Source organism: Actinomadura violacea, from assembly GCF_017573465.1.
Classification (GTDB): domain Bacteria; phylum Actinomycetota; class Actinomycetes; order Streptosporangiales; family Streptosporangiaceae; genus Spirillospora; species Spirillospora violacea.
In genome coordinates this window covers 124,225-140,825 of record NZ_JAGEPF010000001.1, presented here as the reverse complement: position 1 = coordinate 140,825, position 16,601 = coordinate 124,225, and the positions used below count along the sequence as shown (strand labels likewise).

The 16,601-nt window shown below is 72.9% G+C and carries 13 protein-coding genes and 1 pseudogene; 8 read left to right on the top strand and 6 right to left on the bottom strand.

Features of this window, described 5'->3' with window-relative positions; all coding sequences use genetic code 11:
* Positions 1 to 10: 10 nt before the first annotated feature.
* From purL to purS, 4 genes and pseudogenes are all read right to left on the bottom strand, one after another.
* Entirely contained in the window at positions 11 to 2,305 is a 2,295-nt protein-coding gene (gene purL, locus J4709_RS00710; protein WP_504740132.1) for a phosphoribosylformylglycinamidine synthase subunit PurL, read from the bottom strand.
* A 1,082-nt stretch (positions 2,306 to 3,387) separates the two neighbouring features.
* Positions 3,388 to 4,068: a phosphoribosylformylglycinamidine synthase subunit PurQ gene (purQ, locus tag J4709_RS00705; protein WP_173097141.1), complete on the bottom strand. Its 681-nt coding sequence runs from the start codon at positions 4,066 to 4,068 to the stop codon at positions 3,388 to 3,390.
* 100 nt (positions 4,069 to 4,168) lie between these two features.
* Positions 4,169 to 4,621: an ATP-binding protein gene (locus tag J4709_RS00700; protein ID WP_232382815.1), complete on the bottom strand. Its 453-nt coding sequence runs from the start codon at positions 4,619 to 4,621 to the stop codon at positions 4,169 to 4,171.
* A gap of 254 nt (positions 4,622 to 4,875) precedes the next feature.
* Positions 4,876 to 5,109, bottom strand: a pseudogene (gene purS / locus J4709_RS52770) (phosphoribosylformylglycinamidine synthase subunit PurS); the annotation flags it as partial.
* A 121-nt stretch (positions 5,110 to 5,230) separates the two neighbouring features.
* On the opposite strand from purS, the gene J4709_RS00690 reads away from it, so the two are divergent.
* The 7 genes from J4709_RS00690 (at position 5,231) to infA (ending at position 13,282) form a co-directional block, all read left to right on the top strand.
* On the top strand, positions 5,231 to 6,850 hold the full coding sequence (locus J4709_RS00690) for a hypothetical protein (RefSeq protein ID WP_208235699.1): 1,620 nt from the start codon (positions 5,231 to 5,233) through the stop codon (positions 6,848 to 6,850).
* 202 nt (positions 6,851 to 7,052) lie between these two features.
* Positions 7,053 to 8,186 carry a pyruvate dehydrogenase (acetyl-transferring) E1 component subunit alpha gene (gene pdhA / locus J4709_RS00685; protein WP_208235698.1) on the top strand — a complete coding sequence of 378 codons (1,134 nt, stop codon included), beginning with the start codon at positions 7,053 to 7,055 and terminating at the stop codon, positions 8,184 to 8,186.
* A complete protein-coding gene (locus tag J4709_RS00680) occupies positions 8,183 to 9,172 on the top strand; it encodes an alpha-ketoacid dehydrogenase subunit beta (protein ID WP_208235697.1) in 990 nt (329 codons plus the stop codon). Before pdhA ends, J4709_RS00680 begins: the two co-directional genes overlap by 4 nt.
* Positions 9,169 to 10,572: a dihydrolipoamide acetyltransferase family protein gene (locus J4709_RS00675; protein WP_372442028.1), complete on the top strand. Its 1,404-nt coding sequence runs from the start codon at positions 9,169 to 9,171 to the stop codon at positions 10,570 to 10,572. Before J4709_RS00680 ends, J4709_RS00675 begins: the two co-directional genes overlap by 4 nt.
* A gap of 158 nt (positions 10,573 to 10,730) precedes the next feature.
* Positions 10,731 to 12,065, top strand: a complete 1,335-nt coding sequence (locus J4709_RS00670; protein ID WP_232382767.1) for a lipase family protein — start codon at positions 10,731 to 10,733, stop codon at positions 12,063 to 12,065.
* A gap of 216 nt (positions 12,066 to 12,281) precedes the next feature.
* Positions 12,282 to 13,061, top strand: coding sequence for a GNAT family N-acetyltransferase (locus J4709_RS00665; RefSeq protein WP_208235695.1), 780 nt, complete (start codon positions 12,282 to 12,284; stop codon positions 13,059 to 13,061).
* Positions 13,058 to 13,282, top strand: coding sequence for a translation initiation factor IF-1 (gene infA / locus J4709_RS00660; RefSeq protein WP_208235694.1), 225 nt, complete (start codon positions 13,058 to 13,060; stop codon positions 13,280 to 13,282). The genes J4709_RS00665 and infA overlap by 4 nt, the downstream gene beginning before the upstream one ends.
* Before the next feature lie 106 nt (positions 13,283 to 13,388).
* On the opposite strand, the gene J4709_RS00655 is transcribed toward infA, so the two are convergent.
* Complete coding sequence (locus J4709_RS00655; protein WP_208235693.1) at positions 13,389 to 14,420, bottom strand: hypothetical protein; 1,032 nt, start codon at positions 14,418 to 14,420, stop codon at positions 13,389 to 13,391.
* Positions 14,421 to 14,519: 99 nt separating this feature from the next.
* Here J4709_RS00655 and J4709_RS00650 point away from each other — a divergent pair, with 99 nt between their 5' ends.
* Entirely contained in the window at positions 14,520 to 15,122 is a 603-nt protein-coding gene (locus J4709_RS00650; RefSeq protein ID WP_307800830.1) for a TetR/AcrR family transcriptional regulator, read from the top strand.
* Here the strand turns inward: J4709_RS00650 and J4709_RS00645 are convergent.
* Complete coding sequence (locus J4709_RS00645) at positions 15,103 to 16,536, bottom strand: OmpA family protein (RefSeq protein WP_208235692.1); 1,434 nt, start codon at positions 16,534 to 16,536, stop codon at positions 15,103 to 15,105. The two genes, J4709_RS00650 and J4709_RS00645, sit on opposite strands and share 20 nt — an antisense overlap.
* Positions 16,537 to 16,601: the final 65 nt, after the last annotated feature.

Here is a 16,601-nt window from a genome sequence, read left to right as displayed (position 1 = left end):
CCTCGGACGGTCAGTTCGCGTAGCTCGGGAGCATGCGCTCGTTGGCCTCGCGGAGTTCGGCGAGGGGGATCGAGAACAGCTCCTGCTGGTCGCCTTCCGGGGCGCGGCCGGTGACGTTCAGCGAGTCGCCGCCGGCGATGCCGAGCTGGGTCACCGGGACGCCCGCCGACTCGCACAGGGCCGCGAGGCGGGCCTCGCCGCCGGGGCGGATCGCGACCATCGCGCGGGCCACCGACTCGCTGAACAGCGTGACGAACGGGTCGCCCGGCAGGGTGATCCGGGCGCCGAGGCCGCCGCGCAGGCAGGACTCCACCAGGGTCTGCGAGAGGCCGCCGTCCGACAGGTCGTGGACGGCCGTCAGCAGGCCCTCGCGGATCGCGGTGACCATGACGGAGGCGAGGGCCGCCTCCGCCTTCAGGTCGACCAGCGGCGGCAGGCCGCCGAGGTGGTTGTAGACGACGTGCGCCCATTCGGAGCCGCCGAACTCCTCGCGGGTCTCGCCGAGGAGCGCGAGCGTGGCGCCGTCGGAGGTGAGCGCCATGTTCACGCGGCGGCGGACGTCGTCGTGGACGCCGAGGACGCCGATGACCGGGGTCGGGTTGATCGGGGTGGTGCCGGTCTGGTTGTAGAAGCTGACGTTGCCGCCGGTCACCGGGATGCCGAGGTACTGGCAGGCGTCGGCGAGGCCCTCGACGGCGCGGGCGAACTGCCACATGACGCCCGGGTCCTCCGGGGAGCCGAAGTTCAGGCAGTTCGTCACGGCGAGGGGGCGGGCGCCGGTGGCGGCGACGTTGCGGTACGCCTCGGACAGCGCGAGCTGCGAGCCGGAGTACGGGTCGAGGCGGGTGTAGCGGCCGTTGCCGTCCAGGGACAGCGCGATGCCGAGGCCCGACTCGTCGTCGATCCGGACGAGGCCCGCGTTCTCCGGCATGGCGAGGACGGTGTTGCCGAGCACGTACCGGTCGTACTGCGAGGTCACCCACGTCTTGCTGGCCAGGTTCGGCGAGCCGGCGAGCCACAGGACGGTGCGGCGCAGCTCGTCGCCGTTGGACGGGCGGGTCAGCCGGCCCGGGGTGTCGGACTGCAGGGCGCCGAGGTCCTTCGGGGGCTCGAACGGCCGCTCGTAGACCGGGCCCTCGTCGGCGGCGGTGACCGGCGGGATGTCGACGATCGTCTCGCCGCGCCACGTCATGACGAGGCGGCGGGTGTCGGTGACCTGGCCGATGACGGTGGCGGGGATCTCCCAGCGGCGGCAGATCTCCATGAAGCGGTCGACCTTGTCGGGCGACACGACCGCCATCATCCGCTCCTGCGACTCGCTCATGAGGATCTCCTCAGGGCGCAGGGTCGCGTCGCGCAGCGGGACGGTGTCGAGGTCGACGTGCATGCCGCCGGTGCCGGCGGCGGCCAGTTCCGTCGTCGCGCAGGAGACGCCGGCGGCGCCGAGGTCCTGGATGCCGACCACGAGGTCCTCGCGGAACAGCTCCAGGCAGCACTCGATGAGCAGCTTCTCCATGAACGGGTCGCCGACCTGGACGGACGGGCGCTTGGTGTGCGACTCCTCGTCGAAGGTCGCGGACGCCAGGACGGACGCGCCGCCGATGCCGTCCGGGCCGGTGAGGGCGCCGAAGAGGATCACCCGGTTGCCGGGGCCGGGGGCCACGGCGCGCTGGATGTCCTCGTGCTTCATCACGCCCACGCAGAGGGCGTTGACCAGCGGGTTCCCCTCGTAGCAGGCGTCGAAGACGGTCTCGCCGCCGATGTTGGGCAGGCCGAGGGAGTTGCCGTAGCCGCCGACGCCGGCGACGACGCCGGGCAGCACGCGCTGGGTGTCGGGGGCGTCGGCGGGGCCGAAGCGCAGGGAGTCCATGACGGCGATCGGGCGGGCGCCCATCGACATGATGTCGCGGACGATGCCGCCGACGCCGGTCGCGGCGCCCTGGTACGGCTCGACGTAGGACGGGTGGTTGTGCGACTCGACCTTGAAGGTGACCGCCCAGCCCTGGCCGATGTCGACGACGCCGGCGTTCTCGCCCATCCCGACGAGCAGCTTGTCGGTCTTGGGGGCCTTGTCGCCGAACTGGCGCAGGTGGACCTTGGAGGACTTGTAGGAGCAGTGCTCGCTCCACATGACCGAGTAGATCGCGAGCTCGGCGGAGGTGGGGCGGCGGCCGAGGATGTGCCGGACGCGCTGGTACTCCTCGTCGTTCATGCCCAGCTCGGCGTACGGCTGCGCGCGGTCGGGCGAGGCGGCGGCGATGGCGACGGTGTCGGTGCCGGTGTCGACCTTGACGGACGACTCGATCGCGAGGCGGGCGCCGCCGCCGATGGCGGGCTGGGGGCCCGTGCCGGATCCGACGGCGTGCTGCGGCCCGGTGTTGGGGCCGCCGACGGCGGGCTGCGGGCCGGTGCCGCGGCCGACGGCCGGCTGCGGGCCCGTGCCGGGTCCGACGGACGGCTGCGGGCCGGTGCCGCGTCCTACGGCGGGCTGCGGGCCGGTGCCCGAGCCGATGGCGGGCTGCGGGCCGGTGTTCGGGCCGATCGCCGGGAACTGGCCGGTGCCGGCCGGGCCGACGGGCGGAAGCGGCCCTGTGTGCGGACCGCCGTGCGGGCCGCTGTGGTGCGGGCCGACGGACGGCTGCGGGCCCGTCCCGGAGCCGATCGCGGGCAGCGGCCCGGTGGCCGGGCCGACCGGGGGCAGGGGGCCGGTGCCCGGGCCGACGGCGGGCAGCGGGCCGGTGCCGGGACCGGGGACGGGCTGCGGGCTCGCGCCGGGGCTCTGCCAGCCGCCGGACGGCGCCTGCTGGCCCTGCGGCCCCTGCGGCCCCACTGCGGGCTGCGGGCCCGTCCCGGACCCGATGGCGGGCTGCGGGCCGGTGCCGGGACCGGCGACGCGCTGCGGGGCGGCGGGCGGCGGCGGGAACGCCGCGTACTCGCCCAGGTCAGGCGTGGTGCGCGTGGGGTCGTTCTGCGGCGGCAGCGGGACCGCGACACCCTCCTCGGCCAGCGCGCGCGCGAACGCGTCCGACGGGACGCCGGTGTCGGGCAGGGTGCGCCCGGTGGCGGCCGGCTCGTCGTTCAGCACGGGCAGCGGGCCGGTGAACGGCCCCTGCGGCGCGGGCGAGGCCGAGGGCGCGGGCGGAGCCGGCGGCGCGGGCTGCTCGGGAGCGGGCGTGCCGGGGACGCCGGGGACGCCGGGCGACGCGGCGGGCGCGTTGGACCGGTCCTCCTCCAGGATCGCCTCGAAGGCCTGGGTCACCGAGGGGTCGACGGGCTGCAGCTCGGGGTCGTCGGCGTCGGACTTCAGCTCGTCCAGCCAGTCCAGCGACGGCTCGTCGTGCGCGGCGTCGCGCCCCGCGCGGCCGGAAGCGTTGGGCCGTTGCTCGCTCATGCGTTGACCAGTCTCTTGACGATCGAGGTGAAGAAGCCGAGCCCGTCGGTGGACGGCCCGGTCAGCGACTCCGCGGCGTGCTCGGGGTGCGGCATGAGCCCCACCACGTTGCCGGCCTCGTTGCAGATCCCGGCGATGTCGTCGAGGGAGCCGTTGGGGTTCAGGTCGAGGTAGCGGGCGACGATCCGGCCGGAGTCGGCCAGTTCGGCCAGCGTCTCGCGGTCGGCGGTGTAGCGGCCGTCCGCGTTCTTGACCGGGATGACCAGCTCCTGCCCCTCGGTGTACTCGGAGGTCCAGGCGGTGCCGGCGTTCTCGACGCGCAGCCGCTGGTCGCGGCAGACGAAGTGCAGCCCCGCGTTCGGCAGCAGCGCGCCCGGGAGCAGGTGCGACTCGCAGAGCACCTGGAAGCCGTTGCAGATGCCGAGGACGGGCAGGCCGGCCTTGGCGGCGGCGACCAGCTCGGTCATCAGCGGTGCGAACCGGGCGATAGCCCCGGCCCGCAGGTAGTCCCCGTAGGAGAACCCGCCTGGCAGGACGACGGCGTCGACGCCCTGCAGGTCGTGGTCGGCGTGCCAGAGGGCGACCGGCTCGGCGCCGGCCAGCCGCACGGCGCGCGCGGCGTCCTTGTCGTCCAGGGAACCAGGGAAGGTGATGACCCCCACCCGGGCAGCGTCCATCTGTTCTGTTCCTCCGAAATGAGGTGCGGCCGGGACGGTCGGGTCTCATCCGCCGATCACCGCTGCGCGCGTCGCACAATCCCCCCGCGCGCGTACCAATCTACCCGGCCGTGTGCATGAGCCGGCGGTCGAGGCGGCCTACCAGTGCCCCGTCCCGCCAGGTCAGGCGCTTCCGCAGGTGAACGATGGTGCCCCGGTCGGGGGTGCGGTCGATGTCCAGATCGTCCACGAGCGCCCGCATGATTTTAATCCCGCGGCCCGATTCGCTCAAAACCCCGGGCTCGGGGGCCGGCTCCCGCGGGACGGGGCGGGGCCCGTGGCCGCCGTCCTCGATCTCCAGCAGGCAGCTGCCGTCGTCGACGCGGCCGGCGACCCGGTAGTCGCCGGTGGCGCGGGCGTGCTGGACGGCGTTGGTGCACGCCTCGGAGGCGGCGACGAGGATGTCGGCGACGCAGTCCTCGGCGACGCCCAGCCCCCGCAGCGCGTCCCCCACCACCCGGCGTACCACCGGAATGCTCGGCGCCTCGCGCGGCAGCGCGAGCGCGAACTCCATATCCACCCCGGACACCTCGTGTCATGCCCCGGGCGTCCCGGCAGGGCCCCCGGACCCGGAGCGTGCTCGACGACTCGACGCAGCTAAGGCTTCCCCGCCGGGATCTTCCGTAACCGCTATACTGTCGGGTCTTTCACTTCGCCCTGGGGGCTGTCGGGCGGGGTCCCGTGCCCTTCGGCCTGCGGCGTCTCGCCCTGCGGGGCCTCCGGCGGGCTGTCCGGGGTCTCGGCTTCGAGCCCCTCGGGCTGCAGGATCCGCACCTCGAAGTTCTCGATCACCGGGTTGGCGAGCAGGGTCTCGGCGATCCGGCGCACCCGCTCCAGCGCGGCCTCGTCGGCCGGCCCTTCGAGCTCGACCTCGAACCGCTTGCCCTGCCGGACGGCGACGACGCCGTCGAACCCCAGCTGCGGCAGTTTCCGGGCGATCGCCTGGCCCTGCGGGTCGAGGATCTCCGGCTTGAGCATGACGTCGACGACGACACGCGCCACGGTCGCCCCCTCACTGATCTGCGCTTTTGCTGACGAACCTGAAGCGTACGGCACCATGGGCACGCGCCACCCACGCATCCCCCTTGTCCGCACCCCGCCCACACCCTCCCGGAGCCGTCCGATGAACATCGAGGACCTCACCCCGCCGGAGCGTCTCCTGTGGGAGGCGTTCCCGAGCGGCGAATCGGTGGACCTGTCGTCCGGGGACCCGGCGCTGGACGATCCCGGGTACGCGCCGCACTGGGGGCATGACCGGATGGTCAGGGCCGAGGTGCTGGTGGCGCTGCTGGTCGGGGCCGTGGAGCCGGAGCCGGGACGGGTCGCCGCCGTCCGGCTGAGCGGCGCCCGGATCACCGGTTCGCTGAACCTCGGGCACGCCGAGGTCCGCGTCCCGCTGGCGCTGACGGCGTGCTCGTTCGACGAGGCGCCGCACCTGTACTGGGCCAGCATGAACAGCGTCCACCTGATGGGCTGCCGGCTGCCCGGGCTGGTCGCGTCCGGCACCCGGGTGGACGGCCACCTGTGGCTGGAGGGCAGCCGGATCACCGGCGGGCTCTGGCTGGACGGGGCGCACATCACCGGCATCCTGAACATGTCGGGCGTCCAGCTGTCCAACCCGGGCGGGGACGCGCTGCTCGCCGACCGGCTGACGGTCGAGGCGAACGTCTACTGCGACCAGGGGTTCGCGGCGAACGGCGAGGTCCGGCTGCCGGGCGCGCGGGTCGGCGGCCAGCTGATCTTCCGGAAGGCGCGGCTGCACAACCCGTCCGGCGCGGCGCTGTACGCGAGCCGGCTGGACGTGGCGGCGAACGTGTTCTGCGACGGCGGGTTCGTCGCGGAGGGCGAGGTCCGGCTGCGCGGCGCCCGCGTCGGCGGGTACCTGTCGTTCGTCGGCGCGCAGCTGTCGGCGCCGGAGCGGACCGCGCTGAACGCCGACGACCTGACCGTCGAGACCGACGTGTACTGCTCGGACGGGTTCACCGCGCACGGCGCGGTGAGCTTCTCCGGGGCGCACGTCACCGGGCAGCTCAGCCTGCGCGGCGCGCACCTGCGGCACGAGCAGGGGACGGCGCTGAGCCTGCAGCGCGTCCAGGCGGAGGAGCTGCTGCTGCGCCCGGCGGACAAGATCGCCGGGACGACCGACCTGTCGTACGCGCGGATCAACCTGCTGCGGGACGAGGCGGCGACCTGGCCGGACCGGCTCCAGCTCGACGGCCTGCAGTACGAGACGCTCGAACCGCCGCTGGCGGCCCGCGAGCGGCTGGCGTGGCTGCGCCGCGACAGCGACGGGTACGCGCCGCAGCCGTACGAGCGGCTCGCGGCGACGTACCGGGCGCTCGGGCTGGACGCCGACGGGCGGTCGGTGCTGCTGGCGAAGGCGCGGGACCGGCGCCGCACGCAGGGCATCCCGCTGAAGGTCGTCGGGTTCCTGCAGGACGTCCTGGTCGGCTACGGGTACCGGCCGTTCCGGGCGGCGAGCTGGCTGGTGGGGCTGCTGGCGTTCGGCACGATCGTGTTCTCCATCCATAATCCGGGCGTTCTGGACACCGGCCACAAGCCGCACTTCAACGCGTTCTTCTACACGCTCGACCTGCTGCTGCCGATCGGCAGCCTCGGGCAGGAGGCGGAGTACGCGCCGAGCGGGATCTACATGTGGGTGGCCAACTTCATAGTCGCGGCCGGGCTGGTCCTCGGCCTGACGGTCGCCGCGGGGGCGACGCGCGCGCTCTCCCGGGAGTGAGGCCCGGCGCGGGGTGGCGCGCGTCACAGCGGATCGGGGCTCCGTAGCGGGGTAGGAGATAGGCGGCGGCACTTGCATCTCCGGGTGTGATGTCTGCCACGATGTCTTTGGTGGCTTTTGTCCCTTACCGGGGACGGGGCCGCTGACATCGGCCGGCCGTGCGGCGATCCCGCGCACCGGCCCCGAACGAGGAGTGCCATCAATGACGATCGACTCCGTGCGCGGCGCGCCAGGCGCCTCCGAGCTCGCCGAACCCGAGCTCATCAGGCTCCTCACCCCCGAGGGCGAGCGCGTCGAGCATCCCGACTACCCGCTGGACCTGAGCGCCGGGGAGGTCCGCGGGCTGTACCGCGACCTGGTGATCGTCCGCCGGATCGACCGGGAGGCCGTGGCGCTGACCCGGCAGGGCGAGCTCGGCCTCTGGGCGTCGCTGCTCGGCCAGGAGGCCGCGCAGATCGGCTCGGGACGCGCGCTGACCGAGCACGACATGGTCTTCCCCACCTACCGCGAGCACGGCGTCGCCTGGTGCCGGGACGTCCCGCCGCTGAACCTGCTCGGCCTGTTCCGCGGCGTCAACCACGGCGGCTGGGACCCCGCCGAGCACGGCTTCCACCTGTACACCGTCGTGATCGGCAGCCAGACGCTGCACGCGACGGGCTACGCGATGGGCGTGCAGCGCGACGGGCTGCTGGGCACGCCGTCCGCCGGCGCCACGATGGCGTACTTCGGCGACGGCGCGACGTCGCAGGGCGACGTGAACGAGGCGTTCGTGTTCGCCTCCGTGTTCAACGCCCCGGTCGTGTTCTTCTGCCAGAACAACCAGTGGGCCATCTCCGAGCCGCTGGAGAAGCAGACGCGCATCCCGCTGTACAAGCGCGCGCAGGGCTACGGCTTCCCCGGCCTGCGGGTGGACGGCAACGACGTTTTCGCGTGCCTGGCCGTCACCAGGAAGGCGCTGGAGAACGCGCGGACGGGCCAGGGCCCCACGCTGATCGAGGCGTTCACGTACCGGATGGGCGCTCACACCACCACCGACGACCCCACGCGCTACCGGCTGAAGGCCGAAGAGGAGGCGTGGAAGCTCAAGGACCCGATCGAGCGGGTCAAGGCGTACCTGGTCCGGGGCGACCTCGCCGACACCGCGTTCCTCGACGAGGTCGAGGCCGAGGCCAAGCAGGTCGCCAAGGAGCTGCGGGAGGGCTGCCTGGCCCTGCCGGACCCGGCGCCGCTGTCGATGTTCGAGCACGTCTACGCCGAGGACCACCCGCTGATGACCGAGGAGCAGGAGCAGTTCGCCGCCTACCTGGCGTCCTTCGAGGAAGAGGTGACGCCGTGACCGCGCAGACCCTGACGCTCGGCAAGGCGCTGAACACCGGCCTGCGCAAGGCCATGGAGAACGACCCGAAGGTCCTGGTCATGGGCGAGGACGTCGGGAAGCTCGGCGGCGTGTTCCGGATCACCGACGGGCTGCAGAAGGACTTCGGCGAGGAGCGGGTGATCGACACGCCGCTGGCCGAGTCCGGCATCGTCGGCACCGCGATCGGCCTCGCGCTGCGCGGGTACCGGCCGGTCTGCGAGATCCAGTTCGACGGGTTCGTGTTCCCGGCGGCCGACCAGATCATCACGCAGCTCGCCAAGATGGGCATGCGCTCGCTGGGCGCGCTGTCGCTGCCGGTCGTCGTCCGGATCCCGTGCGGCGGCGGCATCGGCGCCGTCGAGCACCACTCGGAGTCGCCGGAGGCGTACTTCACCCACACCGCCGGCCTGCGCGTCGTCGCCTGCTCCAACCCGGCCGACGCGTTCACGATGATCCAGCAGTCGATCGCCTCCCCCGACCCGGTGATCTTCTTCGAGCCGAAGCGCCGGTACTGGGACAAGGCCGACGTCGACGTCGACGCCGCCCCCGGCGACTGGGCGCCGCTGCACGACGCGAAGACCGTCCGTCCCGGCGAGCACGTCACGGTGCTGGCCTACGGGCCGTCGGTGAAGACGTGCCTGGAGGCCGCGTCCGCCGCCGCCGAGGAGGGACGCTCGCTGGAGGTCATCGACCTGCGCTCGCTCAACCCCCTCGACATCGACGCGATCACCGGCTCGGTGAACCGCACCGGCCGCTGCGTCGTCGTCCACGAGGCCCCGGTCTACAGCGGGTTCGGCGCCGAGCTGGCCGCGCGGATCACCGAGAGGTGCTTCTACCGGCTGGAGTCGCCGGTGCTGCGGGTCGGCGGGGCCTCCACCCCGTACCCGCCGTCCCGCCTCGAGGACCACTACCTGCCCGACCTCGACCGCATCCTCGACGCGGTCGACCGTACCTTCGCGTGGTGACGCCGGTGAGCCCGAAACTGTTCAAGCTGCCGGACGTCGGCGAGGGCCTGACCGAGGCCGAGATCGTCAAGTGGCACGTCCAGCCCGGCGACACCGTCGAGATCAACCAGACCATCGTGGAGATCGAGACCGCCAAGGCGATCGTCGAGCTGCCCTGCCCGTTCGAGGGCGTCGTCGCCGAACTGCTCGTCACCGAGGGCCAGACCGTGGACGTCGGCGTCCCGATCATCTCGGTGAGCACCGAGGCCGAAGGCGGCGTCGCGACCCCGGTGTCGGAGCCCCCGGCGCAGGCCGCGGCGATGCGCGAGGAGGGCGTGCCGTCCGCGGCCGAATCCGGCATGACCAGCCCTGACCAGCCGAAACGGCAGCCCGTCCTGGTCGGCTACGGGGTGAAGGAGGGGACGACCAAGCGCCGCGCCCGCAAGGCGCCGAACGGCGCGCCGGCCGCCCCGGTCTCGGTGCCGGCGCAGGTGCCGGCGCAGGCGCCCGCGCCGCCGCCCGCCGTTCGTCCACAGGCTGTGGACAACCGGCTGCCGCTGGCCAAGCCGCCCGTCCGCAAGATGGCGAAGGACCTCGGCGTCGACCTCACGACGATCACCGGCTCGGGTCCCCAGGGGTCGATCACCCGCGACGACGTCCTCGCCGCCCAGTCCGGTGAGGCCGCCGCCCCCGCGGCGCCCCGCGCCACCGCCGAGCGCGAGGAGCGCATCGCGGTCAAGGGCGTCCGCAAGGCGACCGCCGCCGCGATGTCGGGTTCGGCGTTCACCGCGCCGCACGTCACCGAGTTCCTCCAGGTCGACGTGACCCGCACCATGGACGCGGTGAAGCGGCTCCGCGACCTGCCGGACTTCGCCGGCGTCAAGGTGTCCCCGCTCCTGCTCGTCGCGCGCGCGCTGCTCACCGCCGTCGCGCGCCACCCGATGGTGAACTCCGCCTGGGCGGACGGCCCGTCCGGCGCGGAGATCGTCATGAAGCGCTACGTGAACCTCGGCATCGCCGCCGCCACCGACCGGGGCCTGATCGTCCCGAAGATCAAGGACGCGCAGGACCTCTCCCTGCCCGACCTGGCGCGCGCGCTGACCGACCTCACGGACAAGGCCCGTGCGGGCAAGGCGTCCCCCGCCGACCTGTCCGACGGCACCATCACCATCACCAACGTCGGCGTGTTCGGCGTGGACACGGGGACCCCGATCCTCACCCCCGGCGAGGCCGCGATCCTGGCGTTCGGCCAGATCCGCGACATGCCGTGGGTGCACGAGGGCGAGCTGGCGATCCGCAAGGTCACCACGCTCGCGCTGTCGTTCGACCACCGGATCGTCGACGGCGAGCTCGGCTCCCGCGTCCTGCGCGACGTCGGCGACATGCTGGAGGACCCCCTCCGGATGCTCGCCTGGTCCTGACCTGGACCCGCGAAGGCGCGCGCCGCTGCGGCGCGCGCCTTCGCCTTCTGTCAGTTGAACACGGGTCGCGGCGCCTGAGATGTTCCCCCCGCTGATAGGAACCAAGATCCACGGATGGCAGAGTAAGTGAGTTCTTATTCACCGTCCGTGGAGTGAGCATGAGAAGAACCGGGTCCCTGATGCGCCGGGTGCTGGCCGTGTCGTCGGCCGGCGTCCTCGCCGCGACCGTCCAGGCCGGACCGGGCCAGGCCGCGACCTCCGAGGTGTCCCGGGGGGTCACGATCCCGGTCTTCTACAACCCGCCGTCCGCGCTTCCGGCGGCCAACGGCGCGCTGATCCGCACCGAGGCGCTGCCCCTCGGGCTGAGCCTGCCCGGCCTGGACGGCCGTCCACTGCCCGGCAAGGCGACGCGGCTGATGTACAAGTCCACCGACTCCAACGGCAAGCCCGTCGCGGTGACGGGCGCCTACATCGAGCCCACCGCGGCCTGGAAGGGGCACGGCCCCCGCCCCCTCGTCGCGCTGGCCTCCGGGACGATGGGCCAGGGCGACCAGTGCGCCCCGTCCTACGCCCTGCAGCACCCGCTGACGCTGACCGGCGACACCATGTCCGTGTCGTACGAGGACCTGTCGATCTACCGGCTGCTCTCCACCGGCGCGGCCGTCGTCGTCACCGACTACGTCGGTCTCGGCGCCACCGACCGCCTCCACACCTACGTCAACCGCCTCGACGAGGGCCACGCCCTCCTGGACGCCGCCCGCGCCGCACACGCCGTCCCGGGGGCGTCCATCACGGCGCGCTCGAAGGTCGGGCTGTACGGCTACAGCCAGGGCGGCGGCGCCAGCGCCTCGGCCGCCGAACTCCAGCCGTCCTATGCGCCCGACGTCCACCTCGCCGGCACCTACGCCGGCGCGCCGCCCGCCGACCTGACCGCCGTCATGAAGGGCATCGACGGCAGCGCCCTCGTCGGCGCGCTCGGCTGGTCGATCAACGGCTTCGCCCAGTCCGACCCCGCCCTGCGCCGCATCGTCGACGCCAACATCAACGCCACCGGCAAGGCCGCGCTCAAGGACATCTCGACCATGTGCGTGGGCGACGCGCTCCTCAAGTACGGCTTCACGTCGAGCACCAAATGGAGCGTCAGCGGCAAGCCCATCGCCGAGATCCTCCCGTCCATCCCGGCGGCGCAGGCCGTCCTCGACAAGCAGCGCATCGGCACCCTCAAGCCCGCCGGCCCCGTCCGGCTGGCGACCGGCGTCAAGGACGACATCGTCCCCCACGCCCAGGCGCGCCGGCTCGCCGTCGACTGGTGCCGCCGGGGCGGCAACGTCGGCTACGTCCCCGTCGACCTGCCGAACCTCGGCGACAAGACCCTCCTCAACCACTTCGCCCCGCTCCTCCTCGACCAGCCCACCGCCGTCACCTGGCTGACCGACCGCCTGAACGGCAAGCCGTCCCCCTCCACCTGCAAAACCCTCCCGTCCCAGCCCTGACGGCGAGGGCGCGCGCCTCGCTCGGCCTCCCACGGAAAAGAAGTTGAGCGAGGCGGCGCCCGATGGTTACCGTCGTGGCGGATCGTGGAACCGTCGCAAGGAGGTGAGACCCCGTGAACACAGTCACCCATGGGTGCTCCCTCAGCCCGTCACGGTCCGCCGGCTGACGTTCGGTGTCGCCAGGAGCGCCCAGAGGCACTCCTCAAGGAGACACCGATGAAGCCTTTCCCATCCCGCCTGAGCGGCTACGCGGTCACGCGCGTCGCCGACAGGCACTGGCACGCGCTGGACGACGACCTGGTGGTCGGCCGCGGATACGCCGAGCACCGCCCCGACGGACGCCTGTTCGTCAGCATCGACGCCTGGCACGACGCCGCCTTCGACCGGCTCGCCGAGGCGATGCTGGCGGACCTGCCGGCGCCGCTGCACACCCTGGTCGACGAAGCCGACACCGAGCTGACGGTGCGCTGGCGGCGCGCCGGTTTCACGATCGGGCGCCGCGAGTGGGAGTACGCCGTCCCGACCGATCCACGGGTCACCGGGCTCGCCCACGTCCAGCCGCCTTCGGGCGTGACGATCGTCCCCGCGGGTCAGACGGACGAAGACCTGCTGCGGGCGGTGGACCGCGCCATCCGCGACGAGGTCGAGGCGACCGCCGGATGGCGGTCGATGCCCGCGGAGGTGATCCCGCTCCCCGAGGGCGACACCATCGTCGACCCGTCGAAGTACGCGGTGGCCGCGGCACCGGACCGCTACCTGGCCCTCGTCCGGGTGGTGACGGTGATCCGGCCGCGCATCGGCCTGCTCGCGGTCCGGGCCGGCGAGCGGCGCCGCGGCATCGCGCGGGCACTGCTCGCCCACACGCTGGAGACGCTGCACCGCTCCGGTTTCGACACGGCCTGGGCCGAAGTCCACGAATCCAACGAAGCGGCCTCGGCACTGCTCGAAGGCATCGGCGCCCGGCCGGCGGGCAGCAACCTGGAGCTGGTGCGATGACGAGGAACAGGAACGGCATCGAAGTCGAGGGCCGGGTCGTCGAGTGCCTGCGCAGCGCCATGTTCACCGTGGAGCTCGAGGACGGCCACCGGGTGCTCGCGCACATCAGCGGAAAGATCCGCAAGAACTACATCAAGATCGTCCTGGAAGACCGGGTCCTGGTGGAACTCACCCCCTACGACCTGTCGCGCGGCCGCATCGTCTTCCGCTACCGGAACTGACCACGGCCACCCGATGAGGCCGAGGTAGAGGGCGCGCGCCGACCGGCGCGCGCCCTCGCCGTCCACGCCGACTTCGGCTTCGGTCGCGCCGGCCCGCCTGGCGCTTTCAGCAAGCGGCCCTTCGGGTGCGGCCGTAGGTGGACAGGGCGTGGAAGGCCGCCTTGGGGGTCCAGGGGACGTCGGGGCGGGGGCGGTCGGCACCGGGTTCGAGGATCTTGACGATGCCGTAGCTCGCCTTGTCGAAGTCGCGTTCCGGGTCGGACGACGTGGGGAGGTCGCGGCGGGCGAAGGTGTTGACGAAGGCGGCGTCGACGCCGGCCTTGTCGCAGACGTCGAGGAGTTCGCGGATGTAGTCGGCCTGCTCCTGCTCGTCGCGGACGAGGGGCCGCGTCATGCGGACGGGGCGGGCGCGGTCGTCGTACTCGAGAACGGACTCGCCGTGGCCGCCGAGGTCGGCGGAGCCGCGGTGGGTGGTGCAGCCGAACTCGGTGACGGCGAACGGCTTGCCCTGCGGGGTCTGGCCGGCGAGGGCCTCTCCGAAGGTGGGGGCGGTGTCGGCGTCGCGGTATCCGGCGTCGGTGGCGATCACGTCGAAGGGCGTCCAGTCGACGCCTTCGAAGGGCAGGGACGCGTAGCCGACGGGGCCGGAGAAGCGCTCGCGGACGGCGGCGACGGCTTGGCCGAGGAAGTCGTTGACGCGGACATGCAGGTCGGGGAGCGCCGCGCGGAAGCGGGCGGGGTCGGCCATCAGGCCCACGCGGGCCCGGAAGTCGTCGCCAGGCAGGAAACCGTGCGTGAACAGGGTGACCTCGGAGCCGGTGAGGTAGACGACCGGCGCGCCGGACCGGCGGATGCGCTCGGCGCGTTCGGCGCCGTCGAGGAGGAACGCCATCAGCTCGTCCTGCGTGAGGCCGTTGGTGAACGGCGAGTACCAGACCTCCAGGCCGGCGTCGGCGGCGTGCCGCGCGGCGGTTTCGAGGCGGTCCTGGACTCCTCCGGTGATCCGGACGGCGTCGCAGTGCAGCTCGTCCCGGATGATCCGCATCTCGCGGCGGACGAGGTCGGGGGCGAAGGGCTCGTGGGTGGTGGTTCCGGCGGAGGTGAAGCCGGTGTCGTAGGTGATGCCGTAGGCGCGCATGCGTCCCTCCACTCTTAGGGTACGAAAGGTACCTTATTTGGGCGGGACTAAGCTCCTTTTTGTGGGAACGAGGAACCGCGATCACGTACGGCGCGTACCGTGACGGCGACCAGGCGGCGGGGCGCGGCCCTGGAGGAGGCGATCCTGCGGGCGGCGGCGGACGAGATGCGCGAGTCGGGCTACGCGGGGATGACCATGGACAAGGTCGCCCGGCGCGCCGCCACGAACAAGAACGCCATCTACCGGCGCTGGCCGAACCGTGCGGCGCTGGGCGTCGCCGCGTACCGGCAGCTCGCGCGCGCGCAGATGACCGTGCCGGACACCGGGACGCTGCACGGCGACGCATTGGAGATGCTCAGGCGCGCGAACGCGACGTGGTCGTCACCGCAGGGCGCCGTCCTCCGGGAGCTGCTCGCGGCGACCGGCGACGACCCGCAGCTCCTGGGCCTGCTGCGGGAGCAGGCCGGCGACACCACCATGGACAACGCCTGGCTGACGATGCTCGGCCGCGCGGTGGCGCGGGGCGAGGCGCCGCCGGAGGCGGTGCATCCGCGCGTGGCCGCGCTGCCGATGACGATGCTGCGCGGCGAGTACGCGGCGCGCGGCCTGCCCGACGTCCCCGACGCGGTGCTGACCGAGATCGTGGACGAGGTGTTCCTGCCCCTGGTGCGGGGCCGCGGGGTCACTGAACCGGGACGTTGAGGACCTTCCCGAACGGGCCGCCGTCGAAGACGACCGAGGAGATGTTCCCGGGCGGGGCCGGCACGTAGATGAACCCGCGCTGCGGCTGGTTCACGGCGGTGAGGAAGGTGGCGCGGCCCGGATCGACGTAAGCGGCGGGCTTGCCGGGGTCGCCGGGGCCGATGCGGACGGCCCGGTACACGTCCTTGCCGCCCTGCGCGAGGACGGAGAACGAAGTGAACGCGCCGCCCGGGTAGTCCTTGTGCGCGTAGTTCGCGTCGGCCGGGGTGGTGCCGGGGCCTTCGTCGGTGATGGTGAAGACGCAGACGATGTAGGCGCCGTCCCGGTAGAACGGCTTGACGTCGAGGCGGCGCTTGTCGGCGCCGAAGCGGCCGTAGCGGCTGGCGACGGTGTTGCCGTCCTGGCCGTGGAACGCGGCGGGCGCGACGGTGCCGCCGCGGCCGTTCGCGGCGGCGGTCGACGAGCCGGTGGTGCCGTCGGCCTGTTGCCGGACGACGTAGGAGATCTCGACGCGGCGGTTGCGGGCGCGGGCCTGCGCGTCGTCCTTGCCGCCCTCCTTGGCGACGGGCTCGGACTCGCCCTTGCCGTGCGCGGAGTACTTGAACGCGTTGCCGAGCCGCTTCTTCATCTCGTTCATGACGGCTTCGGCGCGCTGGCGCGACAGCTTGAGGTTGTAGGAGTCGCCGCCCTTGCTGTCGGTGAAGCCGTCGAACGCCAGCGGCCTCTTGTCCGGGTCGGCCTTCGCCTTGATCTCCTGCGCGGCCTCGTCCAGGACGGACTTGGCGCGGCCGGAGAGCTTGGCGGAGTTGAACGCGAACAGCACGTCGGTGCGCAGGTTCATCGTGACGTCGGTGCCGCTGGACGTGACGTCCTTGATCTCGCCCTCGGTGATGTCGTACAGCTCGACCGGATTCCCCGTGGACGACCCGGCGGCGGGCGCGTCGCCGGTGCCCGTCACGGGGACGCCGGCGTACTCCCCCGCCGTGCCCGGGGTGATCGCGGTGAGCTTCTGGACGTTCTGCGGGATCGCCGGGTAGTCGGCCTGCATCTGCCGGGTGGCGCCGGGCGCGAACTGCTCGCCGCTGGTGGACGCGGTGGGCTTGTAGAGCTTCCCGGCGACGGGGTCGAGCAGGCTGATGGCGAGCGGCGCCGACTTGGCGGCCTGGTCGAGCGAGGTGACGCTGTACTTCAGGACGGACTTGGCGCCCTGCCGTTCGACGCCGGTGATCTGGAGCCGGGCGTGCAGGCCGTCCGGGCCGCCGAACCAGCCCTCCTTGGTGGACCCGGCCGCGGCGGTGGTCGCGGCGGGCGTCACGGGGCCGCCCCCCTTGGCCGTCGGCGGGTCGCTCTTGCTCGCCTTGCCGGAGTCGGCGCAGCCGGCGGCGGCCAGCACCCCGGCGAGCGATACGGCCAAGGGGACGCTTAAGACGAGACGGTTTCGGCTTCGGTAATCCCGCGGGCGGCCTGCCGGCATCGGGT